Consider the following 25,093-nt stretch of genomic DNA (forward strand, 5'->3'; position numbering starts at 1 on the left):
TCCCGCCGGTTGGTCTTGACGCGCTCGCCCGGCCGCTTCGGGATCAGGGCCGGCGCAACCACCATGCAGTCGTGACCAAGATCGCGGACCTGCCGGCACAACCCATAACCCGTCGGCCCAGCCTCGAAGCAGACGTGCAGTCGATCATACTTTCTTCCCAGCTTCTTGATCGTCCGCTCTATCGCCGCCGGACTATTCTCGACCTCGCCGACGAACCGGACCTCGCCGGTGCGGCCGCCCTCCGCGATCGCAACCGCGTGCTTCTTCTTGGCTACATCAAACGCGACAAATGCTTCGCTATACTCTCCCATGGCTCGCTCTCCGTGCGTGAGGATCGGCTCGGCCCATCCGAGCAACCCTCGTCTTTTAATCGCACGAAAGGGCGGGCCACCGTTCTCCGCCTCGGAACATGACGTCTAGGGCATATGGAAGAGGCCAGGGAGGAAGCAAGGCAATTCCTCGCCTCCAATCCGGATTTCTCGATACAGCACTGGGCAAGCACACAACCGTTCCGGCACGAGGCCGATCGACAACATTTCATGGATGGCTATGAAGACGCCGGCCTGCCACTGTAGGGTCGGGACGTGGCCGCGACCCATGCGTGCATCGTCCACCAAATCGGCATAGGTCGAGCTGACGAAGATTTGGTATTTAACGTCCATGCGGCTTCACCCTTCGATCCGCCCTTGTAAGTCTGCAAGCAGGCTGGGGATAACGTTCCGCGCCCGCATCAAGAAGCCGAGTCATGATTCTTGCAAGGGGTGAAGCGATCAAAGCCCGACCCGCGCGCTGGCACGCTAGGTTGCCCGGTTTGCCGGAAGGAATAATCACTTGCGGCCGAGGAGTATGAAACGTGCGGTGCCCCCCGCCGCAGCGACAGCCTTCGCTATTCCTTCTTGTCGACCAGCGCCCGTAGTGCCGAGACGTCATGCAGCAATAACCTGCTGCCGCGCTTTTCGATCAGGCCTCTCTTGGCGAGGTCGCTCATTTCGCGCGAGACCGCTTCCCTGTGCGTGCTCATCGTTGCCGCCAGCTCGGAATGCGTCGGTGCCGGGCTTATGGACACCTCGCCGTCCACGAGTGCGGCTTTCTCCGCCCGATGCAGGAGCTCGACGATCAGCCGTTTTCGCACGACCAGAGTGCTGTATTCGAATACCCGCTCGGTCATGCGCCGGAGCTGGGCAGACAGATGCTCAAGCAGCATCCAGGCAAAAGTCGGGTGGGTCATCACGATATCCCGGAATGCTGTGCCGGACAGCCGTGCAGCGCGGGTTGCCTCCAGCGCGACTACGCTGGCAGAGCGTGCAATCCCGTCAATGCCTCCGAGCTCCCCGAAAATGTCACCCGGTTCGACATCGCGATACGCTATCTCCCTGCCGTCCGCTGAAACCAGTGTCACGCGAGCCCGTCCTTCCAGCAGGAAGAAGACATCGCGACCAGTGTCGCCGTGGGAAATGATTAGCTCGTTGTGTCGATAGCTGCGCTCGTGCCACCGTTTGGTCAGCGCGGCGAGGTCGGCATCGCAAAGTCTTGAGATGAAGGCCAGAGAGCCTGTCACAACGGTCTCTTGTTCAATCAAGTGCACTTCACCTTACTCCCTATCCAAGGAAATTTGATGGCCGCGGGCCCCGCTTTCCGGGATGCAAACTGGGAGCGGATTTCGCCAATGTTTTCCCCGGTGTGGGAATTCCCACAGCCGAGCCTGGTTCGACTGTCATATCCTTGTTGCAACGTCAGGCCCGCCGGCTCGTGTGCAAGCCGGCGAAGGGAAAGGGAACAGTCATGAAATTCTTGGCTCCCGTCACAAAACTTGCTGCGGGGTTTCGCAAATTCGTCGCGCCGCGCTACCGCCCGGAGCTTTATTACATGCGTGGCCCGGGGCCAGCCACCGCCCGCCGTATGGGCACGCCGCGGCAAAACCAATCCATCGACCACTACGCCTAATTTGCCTCGCGGACGGCTGACGCTCTCGCCGGGAGTGCCGTTCGCGCCGTTCCGTACCGGTCAATTCAGATCAATGAAGGGACGATCTGATCATGGTTATAATTCATGCTGCCGCCATTGGTCCATTTCGCAGGTGGTTACGCCTCCGCGCCGAGCGAAAAGCTCGCTTGTCGGCAACGGACCAGTTGAGCCGTTTACCCGATGACGTCCTTGGCGACATCGGCATCTCACGTGACGAAATCATGTGCGATTTGCGAAGCCGCGCCAACCGTCATGCGGAGGCAGGCGCGGCCGGCACGACGATCGAGCGCACCAGGATCGCTTCGGCCTCGATCCCGAAACGGTTGGCCGCCGGCAGTGGCTACGCCTCGGCCGAGATCCCCTTTGGCTGGTCCACGAGCGCGCGATCGAGCCTTACATCGCGGCTTCGATAAGCAGCGGCGCGCGGACGGGACCTTCGAACGGCACTACACCTGCAACCCCAAGGACTGAATGTTGACCGACGGGAGCTGGGGAGGATCTCAAAATGATCATGTCAGTTGTTAAGTCCTCGCGCCTGTGACGCTCGGCACCGTGCTGATCGCAATCAGTCCGGCTTCATTGTCGGCTTCTGACGCTCAGGACCTCGCGTTCGCTCACGCTGACATGCTAATCAAACAGCTGAAAGACGTCTATTTGGATTGCGAGCGGGGAGGCCGCCGGTGCGCTGGGGACGGAAGACGTGATGTACTGTTCGATGCGCGAGTTCCGACTAGGCGCGAGATAGCAGATTGCGCATAATCAACGATGCATGGCCTTCTGCACCGTGCGACGCGGCCCTGCGATCGACCACTTCGAACCATGTTTGCAGTAAAAGGCCATTGACCGGTCGTTTCCCTCGAGCACTTCGAGTGCGATGCTCGGGATGCCGGAATGGGCGGCAAAGACAGCGTGCAATATATTAGCGGCTAGCCCGGTGCCGTACTCGCTTTGATCGATGTGGAGCCGGTCAAGCACGACGTCGCCGGCTTCATTCATCTTAGCCATCGCGTAGCCGGCAATCGAGCCGTCTGGCCGTTCTGCCACGAACGACATTTTGTTGGTGTCTGTCAGTTCCGCCGCAATCCGCTGCAGCGTGTGATCTTCATCCGAAATGCGGGCCGCGGTCTCGGCACCCATGATTGGCGAGTACTTCCTGCGCCAAGACTCTCCAATGAGCAGCGATACCGACGGCACGTCCTGCTCAGTCATCGCTCTGATTTGCGTCATCGATAACGTCCCCTGCCGGTCAATTATAGCGTTGCCGGACGGGCCGCTCAAATTCGGAGCGGCGGCCTACCGCCGCTTCATCGCATGGGGGTCACGCCGTTCCCTTACACCTACCATCAGGCATGGTCCGCAGGTCGACTCCTACCGATGAGCTAGTCTAACGTCCGCTCTGGAGAAGCACCGCGAATGTCTGAACATGGCGCAACTTGCTCGTTCCAATTGACGAGGCGAAGGGCAACATTCCACAGCCAAAACAGAAGTTCGTTCGACGGCGGTCGAATTCAAACCCATGATCCGATGCAGACGATCGTCGACACGCTGTCGAAGGTCCGAAAAAGAGTACGGCGGACGTTCGGGTGTCGGAGGCTGCGGGGCAGCCGATGTGGCGATCTGTGTTCGCGTGGCTCAGGTAGAATGTGGACCCAAAACGGGCCCCGCTGCTCTAGGTTGTGTTTTGGCAGCGATTGAGCTTTACCCTCGCTCCAAACGCAAATCAGGAGTATATTTGCTTATCGCTGGTTGGGACATTCCTGGTCCGGCGACTGAGAGCGCAAGACTCCCACATCTGGACTGGGCGCGCTTTGACTACTCGGCGCGCTCACGAGACTATCCGCTTCTGCCGGAACCTCTTTTGTTCGTTCCGACTGCAATCTGTTTGCAGCTTGTGGGAGAGCAGCATCCGATGCAGATCCAGAATCGCCGCCATTTCTTAGCCGGCGCTGCGGCAGCTGGTCTCGCGCGCCTTCTCGGCAGAGCGACAAGCGCCCGGGCCGAGCCCCCGCCTGAGACCACCTCCATCCGCCTTGCAAAGATCAGTGGCATCTGCATTGCGCCGCAGTACGTAGCAGAGGAACTGCTGCGGGCAGAGGGCTTCACCGACGTCCGTTATGTGGCAGCGGAAGCAGGCGTCGGGCAATCGGAGAAGATCGCGCGCGGCGAGGTGGATTTCAGTCTGAATTTCGCCGCACCACTCGCCCTTGCGATCGATGCCGGAGATCCGATCACGGTGCTGGCGGGCGTGCACCCCGGTTGCTTTGAACTCTTCGGAAAAGAGAATATCCGCAGCATCACAGACCTGAAGGGCAAGAGTGTCGGCATACAAGGACTGGGATCAACCCCGCATGTGTTCGTGACCAGCATGGCAGCTTATGTCGGGCTCGATCCCGACAAGGACATCAGCTGGGTCTCCAGTCCCTCCGCAAAGCCCATGGAGCTTTTCGTAGAAGGAAAGGTCGATGCGTTCCTCGGCTTTCCGCCCGAGCCTCAGGAGCTGCGCGCCCGCAACATCGGCCGTGTGGTCGTAAATAGTGCTATCGATCGTCCCTGGTCGCAGTACTTCTGCTGCATGCTGGCGGGCAATGCGGAGTTCGTTCGGAACAATCCGGCTGCCACCAAGCGCGTATTGCGCGCCATTCTCAGAGCGGCGGACCTTTGTTTCACCGAGCCACGGCGCGTCGCGCAACAGATCGTCGATAACGGGTTCACCGCCAACTATGACTATGCCCTGCAGACGATGAATGACGTGCCTTATGGCAAGTGGCGCGAATACGAGCCCGAGGACACCGTACGGTTTTACGCCCTGCGCCTACATGAAGCCAGCATGATCAAGTCAAGCCCACAGACGATCATCGCCGAGGGCACGGACTGGCGCTTCCTCAACGAGCTGAAGCGCGAGTTGAAGACGTGAGCAACTAGTAAATATATGGCCTGGAGCTCGCCATGCTGGCATGGCCGACGCTCGGGCTTGTCCACCGGTCAGCGTTCTCGGTGTCACACTGGCCAGCATTTGGAAGGGAGGTTCCCATGCATACCCTATACCCCGGACGATTCAGCCGACGGAGGTTCCTGCGTGGGATAACGCTGGCGGGGACAGCGGGGCTACTGGGGTGGCACCCCAGGCGAGCCGCCGCTGCGGAGCCACCGCCTGAGACGACGCGGATCCGGCTCGTCCGGATTCCCAGCATCTGTCAGGCCCCCCAGTATGTAGCCGAAGAACTGCTGCGCAGCGAAGGGTTCACCGAGGTCACTTACCTCCAAAAAGAGGGGACCGCAGATATCGAGACGGCCCTCGCCTCCGGTGAAGCCGACCTCAATAACCATTTCGCCGCCCCGCTCCTTCTCCGCCTGGAGGCGGGGGATCCCATCGTCATCCTGGCAGGACTCCACGTCGGCTGCTTTGAGCTGTTCGGGACCGATCGCGTCCAGGCGATTCGCGACCTCAAGGGGAAGACCGTGGCCGTGCCGGCGCTGGATTCCAGCCGATACGTCTTTCTCGCCACTATGACGGCGTATGTGGGCCTGGACCTCCACAAGGACATACACTTCGTCACGCATCCGGGATCCGAGTCCATCCGGCTCCTAAGTGAGGGGAAGATCGATGCCTACCTAGGCTTTCCCCCCGAACCGCAGGAGATGCGGGAGCAGCAGATCGGCCATGTGGTCATTAGCAGCACCGTGGACCGGCCCTGGTCGCAATACTTCTGCTGCATGCTGGCTGGGAACCGGGAGTTCGTCCGCACGAATCCGGTGGCCACCAAACGCGCCCTCCGCGCCATCTTGAAAGCGGCGGATTTCTGCGCCAGCGAGCCCGAGCAGTCCGCGCAGTTCCTGTTGGACCAGGGCTTTACTAAGCGCTACGACCTTGCCGTCCAGGTCATGAAGGAGATCCCCTACGGTCAGTGGCGCGAGTATAGCGCGGAGGACACCCTGCGCTTCTACGCCCTGCGCCTACACGAGGTCGGGATGCTCAAGAGCGCCCCCCAGAAGCTCCTGGCCCAAGGCACCGACTGGCGTTTCCTCAACGAACTGAAGCGCGAGTTGAAGATATGAGCAGGTGGCTGGCCGGCGCTCTGCTGTTGGCGCTGCTTGTTCCCTGGCCAGCGCACGCGCACGACGCGCCGCACGACCAGCGCCTGCCGAGGATCGGACCGGCCCCCGATTTTACGCTGACGTCGCAGGATGGAGCGCCCGTGTCGCTCCACGACTTTCGCGGCAAGGTGGTCGCCGTCACCTTCATCTATACTTATTGTCCCGACCTCTGCCCGATGCTGACCGCCAACATGGCGCACGTGCAGGACAAGCTAGGTTCTGCGTTCGGGCCCAGTGTTGCCTTCGTTTCGATCACCGTCGATCCGGAGCACGATACGCCCGAAGTGCTGAAGCAATATGCACAGGACTTCGGCGCTGATCTGGACGGTTGGGCGTTTCTCACAGGCGATCCGACAACCATCCGTGAGGTCGGACGCAAGTACGGCATCTTCGCGAGGAAGGTGGCGAAAGGAGACGTCGATCACACATTCCTGACGTCGCTCATAGACCCGACCGGCACCTTGCGCGTACAGTATCTCGGCGTCCGGTTCGACTTGGAGGAGTTCCGGGGTGACCTTCTCAGCCTCTTGGACGAATCCAAATAACATCACAAACCGGCTGGTGGGCTGGGTTGCGCGGCTGCCGGCGCGCGTGCAGACCAAGCTGCTGATCGCCTTTCTGTCGATCGTCGGCCTGCTGATCGTGCTCGGGGCCGTCGGGTTGCAGGTGTTGAGCGGGATCAACGATCAAACAAATGAGTTGATCAAGCTGCAGCGCCGGATCGCAGCCTACCGCCAGGTTCAGCACGACACGACGAACCAACTCTACAGCATCTCTACCGCGCTCTTGCTTCAGGACGACCGGATGCTGGATGCAGCGCTGCGCCAGCTCAGCCAGTTTGGCTACGACCTCGACCGCATGGAGTTCGTGGCCGAAAGTGAGGCGGCAGTGCTCGGCCAGGTCCGGCAAGAGTACGACCGGTTTACGGCGGGGGTGACACAGGTCGTGGAGCTCATCCGCGCCGGCCGCACGGACGAGGCGCGCAAGGTTCAGCAAACTGAGATCATGCCATTGGCCGAGCGCCTCGAACGGCTGACGAACCAGTTGGTCAACATCGCCGAAGCCGACATGGTGACCGCCATCGAAACGACCAAGGGGGCGTACGGCACCTCCCGGCTGATCGTGGTCTCCTTTGCGGTGGGTAGCATTCTGCTGGCGCTGGCGCTTGGCTACATCATCTCCTGGTCGTTGATCGAGCCGGTCAAGAAGATTGAGACGCGTCTGCGCCAGATAGCAGCCGGCGACTTTGCGCAGCAGGTTGCCGTCGTCAATCGGGACGAGCTCGGAGTGCTTGCCGGCAATGTCAACCAGACGTCCGAGCAGCTGGGGCAGCTATATCAAGAGGTGCAGGCGCGCACGGCCGAGCTTGCGCGATCAGTCGGCGAACTGGAGGCGCTCGGGGAAGTCAGCAAGGCGGTCAATTCGACGCTCGATCTCGACACGGTGCTACAGACGATCGTGGCGAAGGCGGTTCAACTCTCGGACACGGATGCGGGCACTATCTATGTGTTCAGCAGCACCAGACAACAATTCCGCTCACGCGCGACTTATGGGATGGGCGATGAGCTCATTGCCGCGATTTCCGACCAGGCCATCGGGCTGAACGATCCCGGGATTGGCGACGCCGCACGGCGCCGTGCGCCTGTCCAGGTACCCGATCTCAGCGAAGGAACGCCCTCTCCCGCTCAGAAGATCGTCCTCGACGCCGGATATCGCGGCGTCCTGGTGGTTCCGCTGCTCAGGCCGAACAAGATCGTCGGCGCGCTCGTCGTCAGGCGACGCAACCCAGGTGAATTCGACCAGCAAATCGTCCATCTGATGGAAACCTTTGCAGCCCAATCGGTGCTCGCCATTCAAAACGCGAAGCTGTTCCGCGAGATCGAAGAAAAAGGCCGGGAGCTAGAGGCGGCCAGCCGCCATAAGTCTCAGTTCCTCGCGAATATGAGCCACGAGCTGAGGACGCCGCTCAATTCGGTTCTGGGCTTTACCGAACTTTTGGTCGACGGGATTTACGGGGAGCTCCCGGACAAAGCAAAGGCAACCGTGGCGCGCGTGCAAGCAAACGGCCGTCATCTCTTGGGGCTCATCAACGACGTGCTCGATCTTTCAAAGATCGAAGCGGGTCAGCTCACGCTGGCGCTCGAGGATTATTCCGTTGGGCAAATTGTTCGATCGACCGTTACAGCTGTGGAGCCGCTGGCGCGTTCAAAAGGGCTTTCGCTCGCTGTGACCGTCGCCGAAAACCTTCCGCTGGGCCGCGGGGACGAACGCCGCCTGACCCAAGTCCTGCTCAACCTTGCCGGCAATGCCGTCAAGTTCACGGAGAGGGGCGCGATCGACATCCTTGCCGACGCGGTCGACGGCCACTTCGAGATAATCGTACGCGACACGGGTCCCGGCATTGCACCCACAGACCAGGCGCTCATTTTCGATGAATTCCAACAGGTCGACAACAGCAGCACCAGGCAGAAGGGTGGCACGGGTCTCGGCCTGGCGATTTCGAAGCGTATCGTCGAAATGCATGGTGGAACCATAAGCGTCGTGTCCGTGCCGGGTTCAGGCTCGACATTCCGCATGAAGATACCGATCCGAGCGGGAGAGGATGTGAAGGCAGCATGAGGAAGAGAATCCTGATGGTGGAAGACACCGAGGACAACCGGCAGATCGTGCGCGATCTCATCGCGACCACCGAATACGAACTGATCGAGGCCGCGGACGGTGCTGCCGGCGTCGCTGCCGCCGCAGCGCAAAAGCCGGACCTGATCCTGATGGATATTCAGCTTCCGGTGATCGACGGGTATGAAGCTGCCAACCGCATAAAGGCTGACCCGGCGCTCCGGCACATTCCGATAATCGCCGTCACCTCCTACGCATTGTCAGGCGACGAGGCGAAGGCCCTTGCTGCAGGGTGCGATGGCTACATTGCCAAGCCATTCAGTCCGCGCCAGCTGCTTGCCAAGATCCGGGAGTTGCTTTCCTGAGGAGACAGGGCCTTGCACGATCCGCCTCGCATTCTCGCCGTCGACGACACGCCGGAAAATCTCGAAATCCTGCGCATGCGCCTCGAGGCGAATGGCTACGAAGTGGTGACTGCAGCGGACGGCGAAGAGGGGCTTGCCATGGTGCGCAGCCTCAAGCCGGACCTGATCCTCCTCGACATCATGATGCCGAAGCTCGACGGGATAAGCGTCGTGCGCACGCTTAAGGCAGACGTTTCCCTGCGATCGATCCCCGTTATCCTTGTGACCGCAAAAGCCGATACACGAGATGTGGTCGAGGGGTTGGATGCCGGCGGCGATGACTATCTAACCAAGCCGTTCGAGCACAGGGCACTAATGGCGCGCGTACGCTCGATGCTGCGCCAGAAGGCGCTATACGATACCGTGGAGAGCCAGACGCGGCTCCTCGAGGATCAGGCAGCGCAATTGGCTGCATGGAATCGCTCTCTTGAACAAACAGTGGCGGAGCAGGTTACGGAGATCGAGCGAATCGGCCGGCTCCGACGCTTTCTTCCCGCGCAGGTCGCCGACCTTGTCGTTGCGGCAGGCAATGGAGACGCGCTTCTTCAAAGCCACCGTCGCGAGGTGACCGTCGTTTTCTGCGACTTGCGCGGCTTTACAGCCTTCGCCGAGACTGCCGAGCCCGAGGAGGTAATGATGGTCCTTGGCGAGTACCATTCCTGTCTCGGCAAACAAATCGTCCGTCACGAGGGGACTTTGGAGCGGTTCGTGGGCGACGGTATCGTTGTTGTTTTCAATGATCCGCTGCCCTGTGCCGATCACACCGAGAGGGCTGTCTCAATGGCTGCGGCGATGCGTGACGCAATTGACGAGCATTCAGAGCGATGGCGCAAACGGGACTACTTGCTTGGCTTCGGAATCGGTATCGCCCGGGGCCACGCCACCATAGGGCGGATCGGTTTCGATCAGCGCGCGGACTATGCGGTGATTGGCACTGTGTCGAATCATGCGGCTCGATTGTGCGAGGAGGCCAAGTCTCGCCAGATTCTCGTCAGCCAACGGGTTCTTGGTGCCGTTGAATCATTGGTCGAATCCGTTCCAGTTGGCGAACTGAGGCTGAAGGGGTTTCGCCGCCCTATGCTGGCTTACGAAGTTGTCCGGTGGCTTGGCCGGTCAAGTTAGTGATGAACGCAGCCCAATGAGTGACCCGCGGGCGAACCGAGCGACGGCATGAAATGACCGGTGTGGAAAGCGGTCGTTCGTCGGCAGCAAGCGAACGGCAGCAATTGGCGCTTTTTTCTCGTTCCGATCGAGGGAGCTACGGAAGAAAACCACCTCTCGCGACCTTCCCTAGTCGCGAAAACTCCCGATCAAGGCAACGGTTTTGCATGGGACTTTTGCACAGTCGCAGAACTCAACTTTTGCGACAACATTTCCTGCTTCCCGCTTTCCTTCTGATGTCGAGCCCAGACGCGCTTCACCTGCGCTTCGCTGCAGCCGGTCAGCTTCGCCGTCCTGCTGATACTGTTGCCGCCAGACCGGAAGACAATAATGCGTTCGTGTGTCACCAGGTCAGCTTGGCGTCCAGCATATTTCCCGCCCGCCTTTGCCAATTCGATGCCTTGCCTCTGGCGTTCTCGGCGATCCTCGAAGTCGTCTCGAGCCATTTGCAGGGCGAGCTTCAGCAACATTTCCTGAATGGACTCGAGCACGATCTTGGCGACGCCGTCGGCGCTGGCCGCGATGTCGCTAAGATCCACCACACCAGGTACGGCAAAACGAGCACCCTTATTCCGAATTGTTTCGATCAGCTTTTCAGCTTCAGGCAAAGGTAGACGACTGATGCGGTCTATCTTCCAAGACTGGGTCGACATCTGGGCGAAGGCAGCCCCTGCGACGCAACTTCATACCGGAGAATGGAGGCCGCGCTGGGAGGTTGTTGCTACCAACTCAAAGTGATTGTCCGGGAGAGTTCGGCGATGTCGCCATAGATCATCGAACCTGTGACGAGAAAACATTTATCACCGAGGACTTCGAAGAGTGAGCTTGACGCGGTACAAACCGGCAGGTTCTTCGAATTGGCGTACGTGCCGAGCGTCGCGGTTTCGACCTTACGGTCCTTGGCTTCGGCACAGCCGACACTGATCGCGAGGATTGCGATAGCAATGAGAGTCGCCTTGCTCATATTTTGCCCCTGGAGCCAACTCTTGTCGGGTAAGTCGCGAGATGCATCAAAGTAGCACCGGCCCACGATCGGTTTCATCCATCGATTGGAGGAAGCGGGCTCATCCATAATTAGCAATATCTTGAGTAAGGCGCCGAGCGCACCAGACTCATGGAATGGCGCGGGGCATAGGTATTGGTGACGTGGTGGCGATCACAGCCACAGTCCGCAGACGGATCACTGAGGACCACGTCAGCGTTTCCATCCCGAGCTATAGCTTTCCGCATTCGATCATCGATCATACCAAGGTGAAGAAGGGGCAGCAGATCGAGCTTACCGGACAGATCACGCGCATAGACGAGGAAGGCGGCAGGGTGACCGTCGATCTGGGACCGCTGGTGACGATCGACATCGACAAGGTCAGGCTGGTCGAGAAGTACAGGACGCCAAAGCGCAAGTAGCCGCTGCGCGACATGGTGGATTAGCTCGCGGACCGCCGCTTATCCACGCGACATCGGTACCACTCAAACGAATGGCAATTTTCTGCCTGAATGCGTTTAGGGTCCATGCTCGGAGACCACGCATGGGTATCGCGCGGGAGACAGGTGACTCCCCGTTTCAAGGCGTCGAGATGCTACGAGCACTGAACAGTCAGTTCCTTAGACCTAAAGATCGGGCGATCTGCCAGCGGGTTGTCGACCAGGTAACCGCCGACGCCAAATGGTACAGCACCCCGATAGATGGTCAGATTCTGGCCTCGACCACGCTGAATCTCTTTCAATCAGGGGTCGTAAACGAAACGAATTTGCTGGCACATGTTCGCGCGCGGCGCCACGACTTCACTAAACTGATAGGCTAGTTCTTCACCCTCGCGACATGGGCGCGAAATGCGGCTCCTCGTAGTCCGCCGGCCTATTGTTAAGCAGATTGAGCGCCCGCTTTATGTCCCGATGCAGATGGTCGATCGCTTCCCAATGCTCGCCAAATGGCTTGAGCGACAACTGCGCGTCGCGGAGTTCAGCTAGCTATTACCTTGCCGGAAGTTCTTGGACTTGATCGACTCCTCCGGCGGTGAGCCAAAGGTATTTTTCTGAAGGCTCGCGGAGGCTGCCTGCAAGCGCCTGAAGGCCGAGGCTGCCATCAAAGGACGGCGCGGACCTTGTTCCTGCAGCCCTGCCGAACTGCGCGCCAAGGGATTGAACTCCTATCCGCCGAATTTGTAACGCACGCCGAGCGAGATGATGTCGACGCGGCCGTCGGCCGCACCGGCATAACGAATGTTTGCCGTCGTTTCGTCGACCGGCGCATCGTCTACGAAGAGGTGTGTATAGGCGGCGTTGATCGAAAGCCGCTCGTTCCAGTTGTAGCTCGCGCCAATGCTGGCCCAGACGCGGTCTGCATCCGGCAGGCGCATGGAGCGGTGCTCGTCCGTGGTTGGTGCGATCTCATAGCCGAGACCGGCCCGGAACGTCCAATTGGGATTGTATTTGTACTCGCCACCGAGCGAGAAGAACCATCCATCGTCGAAATCGAGTGCCAAGCTCGTGCGGGCCGGCGAACCGCCGAACGGCACGGTCTGAATGCGGCTCCAATTGGCCCACTCCATGCCGGCCATGACCGTGAAAGCGTCGTTGATGCGCTGACGCACGCCGATCGATACAGTTTCAGGTAGCGTGATGTCGGCGGAGACCGGATAGGTTCCCGCGGGTATCGTGCCGATCGGCGTAACGACGGGGATGCCGAAGGACTGGCTGCCGTTCAGCGAATGCTTGACCATCGAACGGTAGCCGATGCCGATGGTAGTGCCGTCGAAAGGCGTCAACGTCACGCCGGCAACGAAACCGGCATTGACGTCATCGCCCTTAAGCTGTTGCCGTGGCGGCGTGGCGGTCGGTGCGAGCGCCGTTTCGATGTCGACGTCGAAATACTCGATCTGCATGCCGATGCCGACGCTGATCATGTCATTGAGCTTGAAGCCGAGCACCGGAGTCGCGTTGACCGACACCACCTTCGCGTCGAGATGGCTGAACATCCCGACCCATGGCGCGTGCGAAGTCGTAGCGAGGCCATAGGGCGCGGTGACGCTCAAGCCGATATAGAACTCGTCGGTGACCGGCACTGCAAAATAGCCCGCCGGCACGATGCCGGTCTCGCCAACGTTGCCGCCATTGCCTGTAATGCCCAACGCCGTAAGCGTTGAACGCGTGGGGTCGACATCAAGCTCCGAGCGCGGGAAAATGGCTGTCAGATTGCCCTCGATGGTCGGATTGGTCACCGTGGTCACCGCCGCCGGATTCCAGAACATCGAGCTGATCGAATCGCCCGGCGCTGCCATGCCGGCAAAGCTCGAGCCCTGTCCGTAGGCGGATTGCTCGCGGACCGCAAAGCCCCCGGCCTCCGCTGTCGCGACCTCCGCTACCATCGCCACTATCGTCGAAACAAAGGGTATTGAGCGCATCTCGCTACTCTCGATGGCCGCCGGCGCATCGAGGCGACGGCAGTGTCAAGTCAGAAGAAGTAGAAGATCGGAAGCTGTTGTTGGTGTCGACGGCAGGCGGCCAGCACTTCTGGCACGTCAATGATGGAATGAGAGCAAATCTAGGTGCCCTACTTGCCAAACCGTCACGGACAAAATGGCTCAGGCGCATTCAGAGGTCCCCCTCTGCATCATCCAGCCAAGCCCACCTTGATATGAAGGTGAATTATCATTGCGTACCAATCAATTGCTTTTTGACCCGAACCGGCATTGCGTCTTGCTGTGTGACACATCGGCCACAGAGCCACCAACTGATGAGAGTTCGCCGAAGTCATCTTTGCCTGAAAAACCTCCCCGGCCATCCCCTAAGAGAACGGCAGGAGACCAAAAGCTGTGCATTTGAACGCGAAAAGCGGAGCAACTGGTAAATCGGTACGTGCGCTTTTGATGCGGGGTGGCCATCCTGATCAACGGCGCCAGCGGCCTGAAATGGCGCCTCCACGACCTCGCCTGGGCGAATGAGCGTCCGCTTGGGGTCATGGCCGTGAATTGACCCGGAGCGAGCCGTTCCCTCAGAATCGCAAGAGCGTAGGGTGAGCGGTACTACATCGACCCGGCCAAACGCCATTCCAACCGCTGATCCGTCTCGACCGCTTTCGGCCGCGTCGGACGTTTCGCTAGGTCGCTTCGCCCGGCTTATGGAAGTTCGATCTCGCCGTCCACCACGTGGTTGAGGCCGGTGCCTTCCGCCGTCAGCGTCATGCGGACCTTCAGCTTCTTGCCGCCGATTTGCCCTTCGCGCACCGTCTCCTCGATCTTGCGCTGGGAGGTGACGCCGACTTCCTTCAGGAACTTGCGGATCGACATGTTGACGGCGTCTTCGCTCATGGCGGAACTCCTCTGTGTCCGGAAGGGATTGTAAGGGAAGGCAAGGGATCAAGGAAGCAGGACGGTGACCTACGGTTTTATTGAAATAGACCTCGAGCCGGGAGGAGACGTCGGGTCCTTAAACTTGATCGACCCCTGGCAGGAGGAGTGGAACCGATCGACGTCTTGCGCAGAAGGAGCACGATGACGGCCATCTCGGCCTTGATCTGACCGATCAGGAAAAGAGTGATCTGATCGAGTACCTCAAATCGATCTGATCAGCACTCGGCGCTTCTTTGGGTTCGATTGAGAGGAAAGATCATTAAAGAAGATCGCGGTGAGATAAATTGCGGGTCGGCACAACGTGAGCCAGGGCAAGCGCTGTCTCGCCGGAAATTTCTTAAGGTGTCGATGACCGGCGCGGCGATTTGCCGGTGCAGGTGTCCTTCCTGCATGACAGGTCAGCCTGCGGCGCGCGGCGCCGAAACAACCCCAAAGCCTGTGGCGCTTTATTAGGATGTTCCAAACAAAGGTCGCCGCTGTGCCGGGTGCACCCATTTCCTGAAGCCGAATGCATCCGAGATTGTCGCGGGTGAAATCAGCCCCGATGGTTGGTGCCGCTTTTACAAAGCACGGCCTACCTGATCGGCAGAGCCCAGCGGAGACTTTCGTTGTCTGCTGCGCAGCGGGTGATGGTCTGCAGGCATCGCGTCGAGGATGTCGGGTCACATTAGGCATTCGACAAGTCCGGAGTCAGAGCCGAAGTGATCGACGACCTTTCCAACATTTGCCTTCGCGATTGACCCCTCCCGCTCAAGAAATATCAGCGTTCCTCTGGCGGCTTGACGTTCTGGAACTGCATCAGCAGCAGCAGATCATAAATGATTTTGAGTGTGCCGCAGATGAGGAGGGGCCATGCCCGGAACGAGGCAGCGAACAGAGCGCCCGCCAGGGCGGGACTGGCTGCGGCAGCCAAACTGCGCGGGACCGATGTGAAGCTCGCGGCGGCTGCCCGCTCCGCCTCCGTGACGACCGCCATGACGTAAGATGAGCGCGTCGGGACGTCCATCTGCGAAAGCGCGGCACGGATCAGCAGCAGGGCGAGCGCCAGAGGGAGCGTCGGCGCAAGCGCCGCCAGCATCAGGGCGATGCTGGACGGAATGTGTGTGAACACCATCGTGTTGATGAGTCCGATGTGCCGCGACAGCCAGGCGGCAACGGGGAATGAGAACGCCGAAAGGACGCCGGACCAGAAGAAGAAAAAGCCCGCTTCCGAAAGCGACAGGTCGAATTTTTCGAAAAGCCACAGGGCAAGCAGCGACTGGACGAGGAAGCCGCCGGCAAAGGCATCAAGGCTAAAAAGGGCCGCAAGCTTGAAAACGATATTCCGCGAGGGGCCAAGCGCGGACGTGCTGCCAGGGTCCGACGTTGGACGGCGCTGCGGGATCTGCGCGTAAAGGAGACCGCCGAGCAGGCCCAGCAACGCATAGAGCACGAACATCGCCTTGATGCCGGTGAGTTGATCGAGGCCGGCTGGAGCCAGAAGATCAGGTGTCGCCGAAGCGAGCGCGCCAACCGCGGCTGCGAGCGCACCCACAAGGCTGTAGCGCGCGAACATCTTGGTCCGCGCGGCGTGGGTGACTTCGCGTGTGAGCACGGCATGCTCTAAGGGCACGAATACGCTGACGCTGCCGGCCGACGGATTGATGGTGCCTGCGAAGGCGATCACCAAAAGCAGCGCGTAGTCGTGGACCACAGCAAAGGCCACACCCGTGGCGACCATCAGACTGGCGGCGGCAAGCAGGAGTTGGCGGTGATCGTGTCGGGCACCAAGGAGTCCGACGGCGATGGTCAAGAGCGCTGAACCGAGCAGCGATGCGGTTGCAATGATGCCGACCTGCAGAGGCGCGAAGCCTAATGCGAGGAGATAGACCGGCAACAGAACGGCCACGAAGCCGTCGCCCATGTCGCGCAAGGCTCGGGCCGCGAAAAGATAAGTCGCCGGGCGGATCTGCTGCACTGATCTAGCCTGCCCTCATCACCTGCGTTGGCGTCAACGGCTTTGGCAGCGTCGCTCGACAGGGCCGGAAGATCATGACGGAGTCGCGTTAGACTTCCAACGAGGTGAATATCGGTTTCAATCCTCAGGCTGCTGCCCAACAATGCTGAATCATATCGTGTCAACGGCTTGCAACGACCGAAGACGCAACTGGCGCATATTGCGCTTGGCTGTCAAGGTCGGGAATAGGGGCAGAACCTGCCCGTGACCTTGCATACAGGGCGTGCGGACACCAAGCTCCACCCACTTCACCGTGCCGATCGTCATACACACCAACGCGCGTCGCCCCGGTTGTCCTCAGGTCGTCCTCGAGTTGGCCCGCGTGAATTCGCGGCGCGGGACGGTCGGCAACGGAGATGGCGGCGCGCTCTGTCTCGAAGAGGTCCTGCGTCTGTCGCAACTTGAAAAGAAGGCTGCCATCGCGGAAGAAGTTCCGTCAGATCGCGGTCTCGGAAGCGGACGTTGCGTCGCAGTCATGACCAATTGAACCGGACAATCCAACCTACCCACGTCTTACCAAGTTAGGACCGGTGATCCCAGCAGCGCCCTCCGCAACAAATTCGAACCTGGCTATCAAGCGTCACCGCCCTGCGCGGCAGGGAAGATTCGTCACCTGATGCGCGAACACGATCTACAGCCGAGGATCAGGCGGCCCTTCGTCCTCACGACCGGACAGCGATCACGACCGCCCTTCCGCAGTCCCTGTACGACTCACTTGCGAAACGCAGCCGGTGCACGTCTTCACCTCCAGCCTGATGATGCCCTTCAAAGGCTTCGGTGATTTTCTCGTATTCCGATTGCGACATCTCTGGAAGACGTCGGGTAAAGGCCACCATCGCCCATAGCTCTTCCTGGTTGTGCGTTGGACCAAACGCAGGCATCCCGGTCATTTTATGCCGTTTTGCATGATCCAATAGAGCTCAGCATCATCCAACAAGGCGTAATCGAGTCGACCGTCGGCATGTACGGCGATTTGCAAGGTATCGCTGGAAACGTGATGCAAGAAATTGAGGGCTTAGAGGTCCTGGCCATTGAAGCATCTCCGCCCGGCCCGAATAGGCAATCGGTGTGCAGCTCAACAGGAAAACGATTGGCAATCTGGAGCGTGTCGTCCACACGGGTGCGCACCTCAAGGTGTTGGACGAAACGCCCAGATTGCCGGCAGCTGCTCTCCGCTCGCTCGAACCGCGAGAAGAAGCAGGTCAAGCGCGGGAACAAAGAGCGAAGTGCGTGCACCGGACACAGTCGGAATATGCGCGATGCGTCGATATGGCGGGTCCCAGGTATCCATCACGTCAATGAATCCGTCTCCGCAGCTGATGTAGGCTCGCTGCCGTTTCGAATCGACGAAAACATCGTCGGCATCACCGCAAATCTTCGCAGTCGCGACGAGCGAACCGTCTCCCATGGAGAAGATGCCGAGCCACGCAGGGTGGCGAAAAGCTATAAGGACGTGCTGGTGAGGGTCGTCCAACGCCATCGGAAAATTACCGGCTAAACCGGCGGTCGGCCAGGTTGCGATTTGAGCCAGTGATGTGCGGTCGACGACCGCGATTGAATGTATGTCCGGCAGGTTCACAAAGGCGTGGCTCGTCCTCGCGTCGAGCTGAAAACTTTCGGGATGCGCCTTTAGCGGCACATCGCCGGTTTTCCGGTTAGTCGTGGGATTGATGACAGCCAGCGCACCGCTGCCATACCCTACAAAGACCCGATTGGTCGCGCTATCCACGCGAACATTGTCGGCATCTTCCCCTAGGTCGACTTTCCCGATAGCGGCATAATCGGCTCCTCGAAACAATCGAACCGAGCCGTCGCCGGCATTCGCGACATACAGGGTGTCGGTCCCTTGCAGGTAGGCGACACCTTGTGGTTCCCGTAATCCCTTGATTGTGCGAAGCACGGTTCGATGGGTGAGATCGACCACCGCCATGCTGTTGTTGCCGAGTTCTGCAACGAACAAGCGCCGCCTCTTTAAATCGATCGCCATGTGATCGATGCGGCCGCGCACATCTCCGAGTGGGATTCTGGCCTCGAGCCGTAATGGCGGCTCCGTGCCTTGGCCCGCAGCGTCAAACGTCGCAACCGGCAGGTTTGCCGCAGCCATCAAAGCAGTTGCGACAATTCGCGACAATAAGTGAGGTGCAATCGAAAGGAACGTACCATTCACGCGCGCCATCCCTCAATAGGATCTTGCGCAGTGCTTGGACGGAAGCCGTCTGACGGGGAGACTGCTCATCCCCTCAGTTCAGATTAGGCCAATGACCTCTTGATTACAAGCGACGGGCAATTGGATAGTGTCGCGGATAGAACTTCGGCTTTGGGTGGTCGACTCCGACCGTTCGACCTCTGATGTCCAGCATCAGATTTTTACCATGACGTAACCAAGCGATAGCGGCACTGATTACTGATAGCGCGGAGCCAAGGACGCAGCCATGCCCGCTGATGGTCGTATCAGGCTGTAGCGCGAACGGCAGGTTTGGAGAAACGCAATGAAGGTCGGCAAATGGCGCCACCATGACCTCCAGTGGGGTCGCCTGCGATGTCAGTTTTCAGGAAACGGCAAAGCTGATCTCAAAGTGCGATATCAGGCGCGTTGCCGCCTGGCGGTTTTGGGCCGAATAGCGGACCGGCAGTTTTCAGGCAGAAATAGTCGGAAGCGCACATTTAGGCACGCCGCTTGCATAGTAGTTAACTGACCGAAGCGGTACGGGAGCAGGTCGACTGCCCCACCAAGCCTCAGGCTCCTGTCACTGGCATCGCAACCAGGATGGAGCCCTCTTCGACCCTCGCAGGATAGGTCCTGAGATTGACACAAGGCGGCAGCCGCTTTGCCGCGCCGGTGCGATAGTCAAAGGCGCCCGCGTGCTTGGGGCATTCGACCTCGTAATCCATGACCAGTCCGTCGGCGATGTGTACCGCTTCGTGCGTGCATAGGCCGTCGGTGCAGAACACTTCATCATAGGGCGAGCGGAAGATGGCGTAGGTACGGCCTTCATGGTCAAAACGGCGGGCACCTTCCTGTTCGATATCGTCGAGGCCGCAGACCGTGATCCAGCTGGACATTTTTTCCTCTATGAGTTGCGGTCGGCCTCCGGAACGGCAATGCCGCCCGGAGGCTCCGGTCCTGGGATCAGTTCTTGTCGAGGTAGTCGGCGGCGTTGGCCGAGGTCACCAGTTCGAACGGCACGTAGACGACGCGTTCGACCTTCTCGCCCTTGGCCAGCGCGAGTGCGGCGTCGACGCCGCCGCCACCCTGGCCCTTGGCGTTCTGGAACACGGTGACCGCGAGATCGCCGGCCTTCATCGCCTGCAAGCCGTCCTGTGTGGCGTCGATGCCGCCGACGACGACGTTCTTCATGTCGACGCCGTTGGCCTTGAGCGCCAGGATGGCACCGATGGCGGATTCGTCATTGTTGGCGATGACGGCGTCCGGCGCGCCGCCGGCGGTCAACCAGTTGGTCATCAGGGTCTGGGCATTGTCGCGCGACCATTCGGACGACTGCTTGTCGACGATCTTGATGAAGTTGCACATGTCGGTGCCGAAGATCTGCTCGACATCCTTGGTCCGCTGCAGGGCCGCCTGGTGGACGAGGCTGCCCATGACGATGTAGGCTTTGGCACCTGCCGACTTGCCCTTGGCGCGCAGCATCTTGCACACCTCGAACGCTTCCAGCGTGCCGGACTCCACCTCGTTAGAGCCGACATAGACCTGTTTCTCCGGCAGATTCGCCATGTCTGACGGTTCGAGGTTGACGAAGACCAGTGGGATGCCGGCCTTGGCAGCTTCCTCGCTGAGCGTCCTTGACGCATTGGTGTCGACCAGCGTGACGATGATGGCGTCTACACCGGTGGCGATGAAGTTCTTCACCTGGTCGAGTTGCTTGGCGACGTCATTCTGCGCGTCCTCGACCTGGATGCCGGCGCCCTTCTCCTTGGCGCGGGCCTGCATGCCGTCCCTCAGCAACGTCTGAAAATTGTTGTCGAAGTTGACGATGCTGACGCCAATTTTTGCAGCCATCGCATTGGTCGACATCAAGGCCGCCAACGCGGTCGAAATGAAAAGCTTCTTCACGGTTTTCCTCCCTTGTGGATGGAGTGCCGGTTCACCCCTCCTTCGACTTCCGGCCCTTGCGGGATGGCTTGCGCGGACGCCTCGCTCGGCTGTCTGATCGGGCTGTCATTGGGCGGCGTTGGCGCGCGCCTTCTTCTTCTCGTAGCGGGCCTGCATGCGGGCCTCGCCTTCCTTGCTGCCGTCGTGGAAAGTGCCCAACCATCGGTCGAACGGGATGAGGCCGTCGCCGTAGTTCACCTCGAAATATTTGTGATGGAGGTAATGGATGTAGGCGTGGCTATCGATGCTGGTGTCCTCGCCGAGTTCGACCTTGTCGAAGCCGACATGACCGGGAATGGCGCCGAAGCCGGCATAGTGGAGCTGGTAGAGCGCAAGCAGCGGGTTCGACGGGATGACCAGGTGCCAGAGTGCAACGCCGAGATAACCGAACTGCTCGACGGGATGCATCGACAGCGACGACCAGGGCGACGGGTTGACGGAGTTGTGGTGCACCGAATGCACCCATTTGTAGAGCGGCGGCCAGTGGATTGCCCGGTGCAGCAAGAAGAAATGCGTCTCGTGGATGATTGGCACTACCAGCGCCAGGCAAAACAGGTAGACGGGATGCTCGGCGACTGTCAGCCACGGCGCGTAGCCATTGGCATAGGCGTAGAGGATCGCGACCTCGATCGCCGTCCAGATCGGCATGCCGGTGCCGAAGGTACGCAGCATGTTGTCGAGGTTCTGGTTCTCGAAGAAGAAAGCCTTGCTCTTCTGCTCGGAGGGCCATTTGCCGTTGTATTTGAAGCGATTGCCCTGGACTCTCAAAATGTAGAGCCGGAGCTCGAAGACGCCGAAGAAGACAAGCAGCGCCGCGCAGTTGACGAGGAAGAGCCTGAAGATCCATCCGACGCTCAGCGTCTTCATGACCTCGACGTCGGGCAGCACGTAGTGCCACCACGCGACCGCCGAGAGCGCGAACAGCAGATTGTAGGGCAGGAAATAGTGCGGCAGCCATTTCAGCAGCGCCAGCGGACGAGGCGGAAAGGCGAACAGCGGCGCGGTGCCTGCCGGCTCGCTCGGAGCCCAGTCGCCTCTTTTGTTGCGCGTGCCGTATTTCAGGTCGTCCATGTCGATCTCACAGGGATTGGGAAAGGGTGAGGAAGCGGTCATAGGCGGCATCGTCCATGTCGACCTGGTGCTTCGCTTCGGGATAGGCGCCGGCTGTCACATCGCGGCCGAAGGCGCGGAAGGCGGCGATGCGCTTTTCCTGCAGGTCGGCGTCTAGTGTCACGAAATCGGCATAGCGTTTGGCGTGGCGCGGATAGTGACCGGTGTGGGTGCCGAGCACGTCACTGGAAAACAGGTACTGCGTGTCGCAGGCGCTGCCGCAGCCCATGCCCATGGTGATCAGTGGGGTCGAGCGCGTGATGTGATCGGCAAGCCGCACCGGCACGACCTCGACCTCGATGCAGGCGGCACCGGCATTCTCAAGGTCCTTGGCCGCGCGGAGCACCTTGAAGGCTTCTTCGGCGGTCTTTCCAACGGCGCGAAAATTCGTCCAAGTAGCGCGGTTCGGCACCAGGCCGACATGGCCGGTAACCGGAATGCCCTCCGCCGCCATCGCCTCGATGAAGCGCGGTGAATGCGAGCAATAGACGGCGTCGGCGCCGCGCTCGATCATGTCAAAGCCGAGCCGTACCGCCTCGTCGGGCGAGGCGACCGCGCCATGCGGCATGCCGACCGACAAGAAGGCGAAAGGCGCCGCCTCACGGATCAATTCCAGATTGTGGTCGGACTCGCTGGAGAGGATTACGATATTGCAGGCGACAGCCGCGGCGGCCTCAGCCGGCGTGTCGACGTGAAGCTGCAGCCATTTGCGGCTGCCCTTGGCGCTCCTCAGATCGTAGGCCGTCAGCCGTCTCGTCACTAGTCGTCCTCCCTTCGCGGAGCGCCATTGCATGTGAAAGAATGCCCCCTCACCCGGATTGCCATCCGATTTGTGGCAATCCGACCTTTCCTCGAGGGGAAAGGGAGATCGTCTGCGCTTGGCGCCAGCCTCTTCTCCCAACGGGGAAGGCGGATGCAAAGCGGCTGGATGAGGGGGCGAACTTCATATGCGATCCCCGTCCGTTCGCAGGGAGTTAGCACCGTGACGGAGGCGAAGCTCGCTCTATCTTGATCAAATCAGATCAAAGGTTCTCGGCAGTGAAGGTGACGAAGCGGATCGGCGGGTTTTCGACTTGCAGGTCGTGCAGGTTCAATGTCGCCAGCACGAGGTCCATGGCTCGCCTCGCCTGCGCCTCGGGTGCCTGGTCGAGCACGACATCCATCGTACCCTCGCGAAGTGCAACGGCGCTGCGCTCGGTGAGCTCGTGGCCGACGAAGAAGACCTGGCGTCCGAGCGGATTTCGGCGCAGGACATCGTTGAGCGCCGAATTGGCGCCGCCTGCATTATAGAGGCCGGCAAGGTCCGGCCAGCGCTTCAAGGCTTCAAGAAGCTGCTCAGCGTTGCGGTCTCCATCGTCATGGCCGAACAGCGCCCCGATCGGTTCGAAATGTTCGGTCGCCGTCTCCATCAGGTAGTCGAAGAAGCCGCGCACGCGGTCGCGGTGCACGCGGTAGATCTGGCTGTGGCAGACCGCCACCACCTTGCCTGGCCGCCTTTGCATGCGCGACAACAACAGCCCTGCCATGCGCCCGGCGGCATAATTGTCGATACCGACATAGGCCCCGCTGGTGCCGGAAATCTCAGTGACAATCTGCACGGTCGGGATGTTTTCGGCCTCGAGTTTCCTCAAGGCGGCGCCAACCAGCGGGTGGTCGGGAACTGCGAGGATCAGGCCGGCGCGGCGCATGTCCGGATCAAGGATGCGCCTGGCGATCGCCGCCGGGTCCGCCTCGTCGAGAAAGGTGCGGTGGACGGCGATGGAACGATCGAGCGTCGCGGCGATGCGCTCGAAAGCGCGAGACAGTCGGGCAAAGAAGGTGGCGTCCGGACGCACCAGGATGACCTCGATCCTGATCACCCCGTGATGAGCTTCCGGCAAGCGGCGAGGATAGTCGAGCGAGCGAGCGGCGGCGACGACCTTCTCGACAGTGGCAGGCGTGACGCCACCCCTGCCGTTCAGCACGCGCTCAACCGTCGCCGTGCCAACCCCGGCGCGGCGGGCGATGTCAAGAAAGGTGGGCTTTGGAATCTGGTCACCTCCCAGTCACGAAGCCGAAGCCTAGCCAGCCGAGTCCGCTTTTCCAAGACCGATGATTTGCCGACTCCTCAAAGGGCCCATCCCAGGGATCTACGTCATCGAATGCACCGGTCCGGCTGTCGGTTGCTCCTGAGCTTTGAGAATGTCGGCTTCTGGGTTACCCGTGCATTCCGGGAACGAGAAAATTGAAGCCCGGCCACTCTGCGGGGCGCGACAATCATCGAAGGACACCGTCAGTCCAAGGCCGCTCGCGGAGATAGCCAGCCATCATGCCCATATCTATTAAAGGGGTCGGAACTCGGTCGTTTTAGAGTGATTTGGGTTTTGGCGGCTAGAGCGGCCCGGCATGAGGTGGTCCGGACTGTGAACGAGGGGGTCGGCAGAGCGCGTCTCATAGGAGGCCCACCCCCGCCGAACAAACCGCGGCGGGCGGGTCCTCGGGGACACGATGGTAGATCGCCAATGCGTTTATGGGTGTGGCCTTAAGTCGCAAACTATTGGCTTCAGAAGCAGGGCGTCGGGCTTCATTGACGGTGCTGCCAACACCATATGGTGATCCATAGCCTCCCAAACGAGAGAAGCTCGCCCCTGACGGGTCGCACTGCGGCCGTCAGCCGGCAATTGCTGTGAACTAGGAAACCATCATGATGCCTGAAAATATCAGACTAACTTCGCGAGACGTCCCCCTCATTCAGCTAGGCCTCTATCAGTGCCGCTTCCCGGTGAGCGAAGACCCTTCTGTACCCGGCGGTTATCGTTTTTGTGCTGGGCCAACTTCGCCGGATCGCGTCTACTGCGATCACCACCACAACATTGTGACCGCCGTGGACCCTCGTCGAGCCCGTTCGGGTCTTCACCTCGCTCAACGACGCGCCGCGTAAGTCTGGCTGGCGGCGGCCTCCCGGCCAGGCGCTATCCGCTCCAACGCCTTGGCTACGACCTTTCCGTCGGCTCGGTCTGGCCCATCCTCCCTTATGCCGTCTTCGCCGATGTATCCCCATCGCCCGATTGAGAACGACGACTTCTCGCCGAAGCGATCGCTTCGGAATGCCGTCGTAGCCCGACCGGAAGCTTAGTGTGCTTTTGTAGAGGTCGAGGGTCCAATGCAACGTCTGGACTCCACTGGAGTGCCTGCACTCGAGAGCGATTGGCTCTCCGGCAGCCGATAAGGACCCAAATGCGCCAGGAGCTGCCATTCCCGGCGCTTCTCCAAACCTGACCTTCGCGCTAGGGCTTGAGTCGACCCG

24 protein-coding genes and 1 pseudogene are annotated in these 25,093 nt (G+C 60.2%); 10 read left to right on the forward strand and 15 right to left on the reverse strand.

Annotation, left to right across the window (positions count from 1 at the left end):
* The 3 genes and pseudogenes from NKI58_RS29520 to NKI58_RS29530 form a co-directional block, all read right to left on the reverse strand.
* A pseudogene (locus NKI58_RS29520) lies at positions 1 to 311 on the reverse strand (IS110 family transposase); the annotation flags it as partial.
* A gap of 105 nt (positions 312 to 416) precedes the next feature.
* Positions 417 to 662, reverse strand: a complete 246-nt coding sequence (locus tag NKI58_RS29525) for a hypothetical protein (protein ID WP_352594028.1) — start codon at positions 660 to 662, stop codon at positions 417 to 419.
* Between the two features lie 224 nt (positions 663 to 886).
* Positions 887 to 1,558 (reverse strand): Crp/Fnr family transcriptional regulator, encoded by a 672-nt coding sequence (locus NKI58_RS29530; protein ID WP_029356805.1) that lies wholly within the window; start codon positions 1,556 to 1,558, stop codon positions 887 to 889.
* A gap of 224 nt (positions 1,559 to 1,782) precedes the next feature.
* Here NKI58_RS29530 and NKI58_RS29535 point away from each other — a divergent pair, with 224 nt between their 5' ends.
* Entirely contained in the window at positions 1,783 to 1,944 is a 162-nt protein-coding gene (locus NKI58_RS29535; protein ID WP_167522729.1) for a hypothetical protein, read from the forward strand.
* Between the two features lie 167 nt (positions 1,945 to 2,111).
* Positions 2,112 to 2,378, forward strand: coding sequence for a YjiS-like domain-containing protein (locus NKI58_RS29540; protein ID WP_352828142.1), 267 nt, complete (start codon positions 2,112 to 2,114; stop codon positions 2,376 to 2,378).
* 346 nt (positions 2,379 to 2,724) lie between these two features.
* Here NKI58_RS29540 and NKI58_RS29545 read toward each other — a convergent pair whose 3' ends face one another.
* A complete protein-coding gene (locus NKI58_RS29545) occupies positions 2,725 to 3,174 on the reverse strand; it encodes a GNAT family N-acetyltransferase (protein ID WP_352854114.1) in 450 nt (149 codons plus the stop codon).
* A gap of 700 nt (positions 3,175 to 3,874) precedes the next feature.
* Here NKI58_RS29545 and NKI58_RS29550 point away from each other — a divergent pair.
* From NKI58_RS29550 to NKI58_RS29575, 6 genes are read left to right on the forward strand one after another with little or no spacing between them, the layout of a single operon-like run.
* Entirely contained in the window at positions 3,875 to 4,879 is a 1,005-nt protein-coding gene (locus NKI58_RS29550) for an ABC transporter substrate-binding protein (protein ID WP_352594563.1), read from the forward strand.
* A gap of 32 nt (positions 4,880 to 4,911) precedes the next feature.
* On the forward strand, positions 4,912 to 6,021 hold the full coding sequence (locus NKI58_RS29555; RefSeq protein ID WP_352594565.1) for an ABC transporter substrate-binding protein: 1,110 nt from the start codon (positions 4,912 to 4,914) through the stop codon (positions 6,019 to 6,021).
* Positions 6,018 to 6,605 carry an SCO family protein gene (locus tag NKI58_RS29560; protein ID WP_352854116.1) on the forward strand — a complete coding sequence of 196 codons (588 nt, stop codon included), beginning with the start codon at positions 6,018 to 6,020 and terminating at the stop codon, positions 6,603 to 6,605. Before NKI58_RS29555 ends, NKI58_RS29560 begins: the two co-directional genes overlap by 4 nt.
* Positions 6,571 to 8,679, forward strand: a complete 2,109-nt coding sequence (locus NKI58_RS29565; RefSeq protein WP_352854118.1) for a sensor histidine kinase — start codon at positions 6,571 to 6,573, stop codon at positions 8,677 to 8,679. The genes NKI58_RS29560 and NKI58_RS29565 overlap by 35 nt, the downstream gene beginning before the upstream one ends.
* Complete coding sequence (locus NKI58_RS29570) at positions 8,676 to 9,041, forward strand: response regulator (RefSeq protein ID WP_352594569.1); 366 nt, start codon at positions 8,676 to 8,678, stop codon at positions 9,039 to 9,041. The genes NKI58_RS29565 and NKI58_RS29570 overlap by 4 nt, the downstream gene beginning before the upstream one ends.
* A 12-nt stretch (positions 9,042 to 9,053) precedes the next feature.
* On the forward strand, positions 9,054 to 10,202 hold the full coding sequence (locus NKI58_RS29575) for a response regulator (protein ID WP_352594571.1): 1,149 nt from the start codon (positions 9,054 to 9,056) through the stop codon (positions 10,200 to 10,202).
* A 188-nt stretch (positions 10,203 to 10,390) separates the two neighbouring features.
* Here NKI58_RS29575 and NKI58_RS29580 read toward each other — a convergent pair whose 3' ends face one another.
* Both NKI58_RS29580 and NKI58_RS29585 read right to left on the reverse strand, forming a co-directional pair.
* Positions 10,391 to 10,894: a recombinase family protein gene (locus tag NKI58_RS29580; protein WP_502898412.1), complete on the reverse strand. Its 504-nt coding sequence runs from the start codon at positions 10,892 to 10,894 to the stop codon at positions 10,391 to 10,393.
* 68 nt (positions 10,895 to 10,962) lie between these two features.
* Positions 10,963 to 11,205, reverse strand: a complete 243-nt coding sequence (locus NKI58_RS29585) for a hypothetical protein (RefSeq protein ID WP_352594572.1) — start codon at positions 11,203 to 11,205, stop codon at positions 10,963 to 10,965.
* A 155-nt stretch (positions 11,206 to 11,360) separates the two neighbouring features.
* On the opposite strand from NKI58_RS29585, the gene NKI58_RS29590 reads away from it, so the two are divergent.
* Both NKI58_RS29590 and NKI58_RS29595 read left to right on the forward strand, forming a co-directional pair.
* Complete coding sequence (locus NKI58_RS29590; RefSeq protein WP_352594574.1) at positions 11,361 to 11,645, forward strand: hypothetical protein; 285 nt, start codon at positions 11,361 to 11,363, stop codon at positions 11,643 to 11,645.
* A 122-nt stretch (positions 11,646 to 11,767) separates the two neighbouring features.
* Positions 11,768 to 12,043, forward strand: coding sequence for a hypothetical protein (locus tag NKI58_RS29595; protein ID WP_352594575.1), 276 nt, complete (start codon positions 11,768 to 11,770; stop codon positions 12,041 to 12,043).
* A gap of 345 nt (positions 12,044 to 12,388) precedes the next feature.
* Here the strand turns inward: NKI58_RS29595 and NKI58_RS29600 are convergent, their stop codons facing one another.
* From NKI58_RS29600 to NKI58_RS29640, 9 genes are all read right to left on the reverse strand, one after another.
* Positions 12,389 to 13,606 carry an OmpP1/FadL family transporter gene (locus tag NKI58_RS29600; protein WP_352594577.1) on the reverse strand — a complete coding sequence of 406 codons (1,218 nt, stop codon included), beginning with the start codon at positions 13,604 to 13,606 and terminating at the stop codon, positions 12,389 to 12,391.
* A 750-nt stretch (positions 13,607 to 14,356) separates the two neighbouring features.
* Positions 14,357 to 14,548: a DUF6494 family protein gene (locus NKI58_RS29605; RefSeq protein WP_023679340.1), complete on the reverse strand. Its 192-nt coding sequence runs from the start codon at positions 14,546 to 14,548 to the stop codon at positions 14,357 to 14,359.
* A gap of 802 nt (positions 14,549 to 15,350) precedes the next feature.
* A complete protein-coding gene (locus NKI58_RS29610; protein WP_352594643.1) occupies positions 15,351 to 16,493 on the reverse strand; it encodes an MFS transporter in 1,143 nt (380 codons plus the stop codon).
* A 1,222-nt stretch (positions 16,494 to 17,715) separates the two neighbouring features.
* Positions 17,716 to 18,753, reverse strand: coding sequence for a YncE family protein (locus NKI58_RS29615; protein WP_352594579.1), 1,038 nt, complete (start codon positions 18,751 to 18,753; stop codon positions 17,716 to 17,718).
* Between the two features lie 569 nt (positions 18,754 to 19,322).
* Positions 19,323 to 19,649, reverse strand: a complete 327-nt coding sequence (locus NKI58_RS29620; protein ID WP_352594581.1) for a MocE family 2Fe-2S type ferredoxin — start codon at positions 19,647 to 19,649, stop codon at positions 19,323 to 19,325.
* Between the two features lie 67 nt (positions 19,650 to 19,716).
* Positions 19,717 to 20,658, reverse strand: a complete 942-nt coding sequence (locus NKI58_RS29625) for a substrate-binding domain-containing protein (protein ID WP_352594583.1) — start codon at positions 20,656 to 20,658, stop codon at positions 19,717 to 19,719.
* Positions 20,659 to 20,763: 105 nt separating this feature from the next.
* Positions 20,764 to 21,768 carry a sterol desaturase family protein gene (locus tag NKI58_RS29630; RefSeq protein ID WP_352594585.1) on the reverse strand — a complete coding sequence of 335 codons (1,005 nt, stop codon included), beginning with the start codon at positions 21,766 to 21,768 and terminating at the stop codon, positions 20,764 to 20,766.
* 7 nt (positions 21,769 to 21,775) lie between these two features.
* Entirely contained in the window at positions 21,776 to 22,567 is a 792-nt protein-coding gene (locus NKI58_RS29635; RefSeq protein ID WP_352594587.1) for a 3-methyl-2-oxobutanoate hydroxymethyltransferase, read from the reverse strand.
* Between the two features lie 262 nt (positions 22,568 to 22,829).
* Positions 22,830 to 23,837 carry a LacI family DNA-binding transcriptional regulator gene (locus NKI58_RS29640; RefSeq protein WP_352594645.1) on the reverse strand — a complete coding sequence of 336 codons (1,008 nt, stop codon included), beginning with the start codon at positions 23,835 to 23,837 and terminating at the stop codon, positions 22,830 to 22,832.
* Positions 23,838 to 25,093: the final 1,256 nt, after the last annotated feature.

Source organism: Mesorhizobium sp. M0522 (assembly GCF_040321085.1).
Taxonomy (GTDB): Bacteria; Pseudomonadota; Alphaproteobacteria; order Rhizobiales; family Rhizobiaceae; genus Mesorhizobium.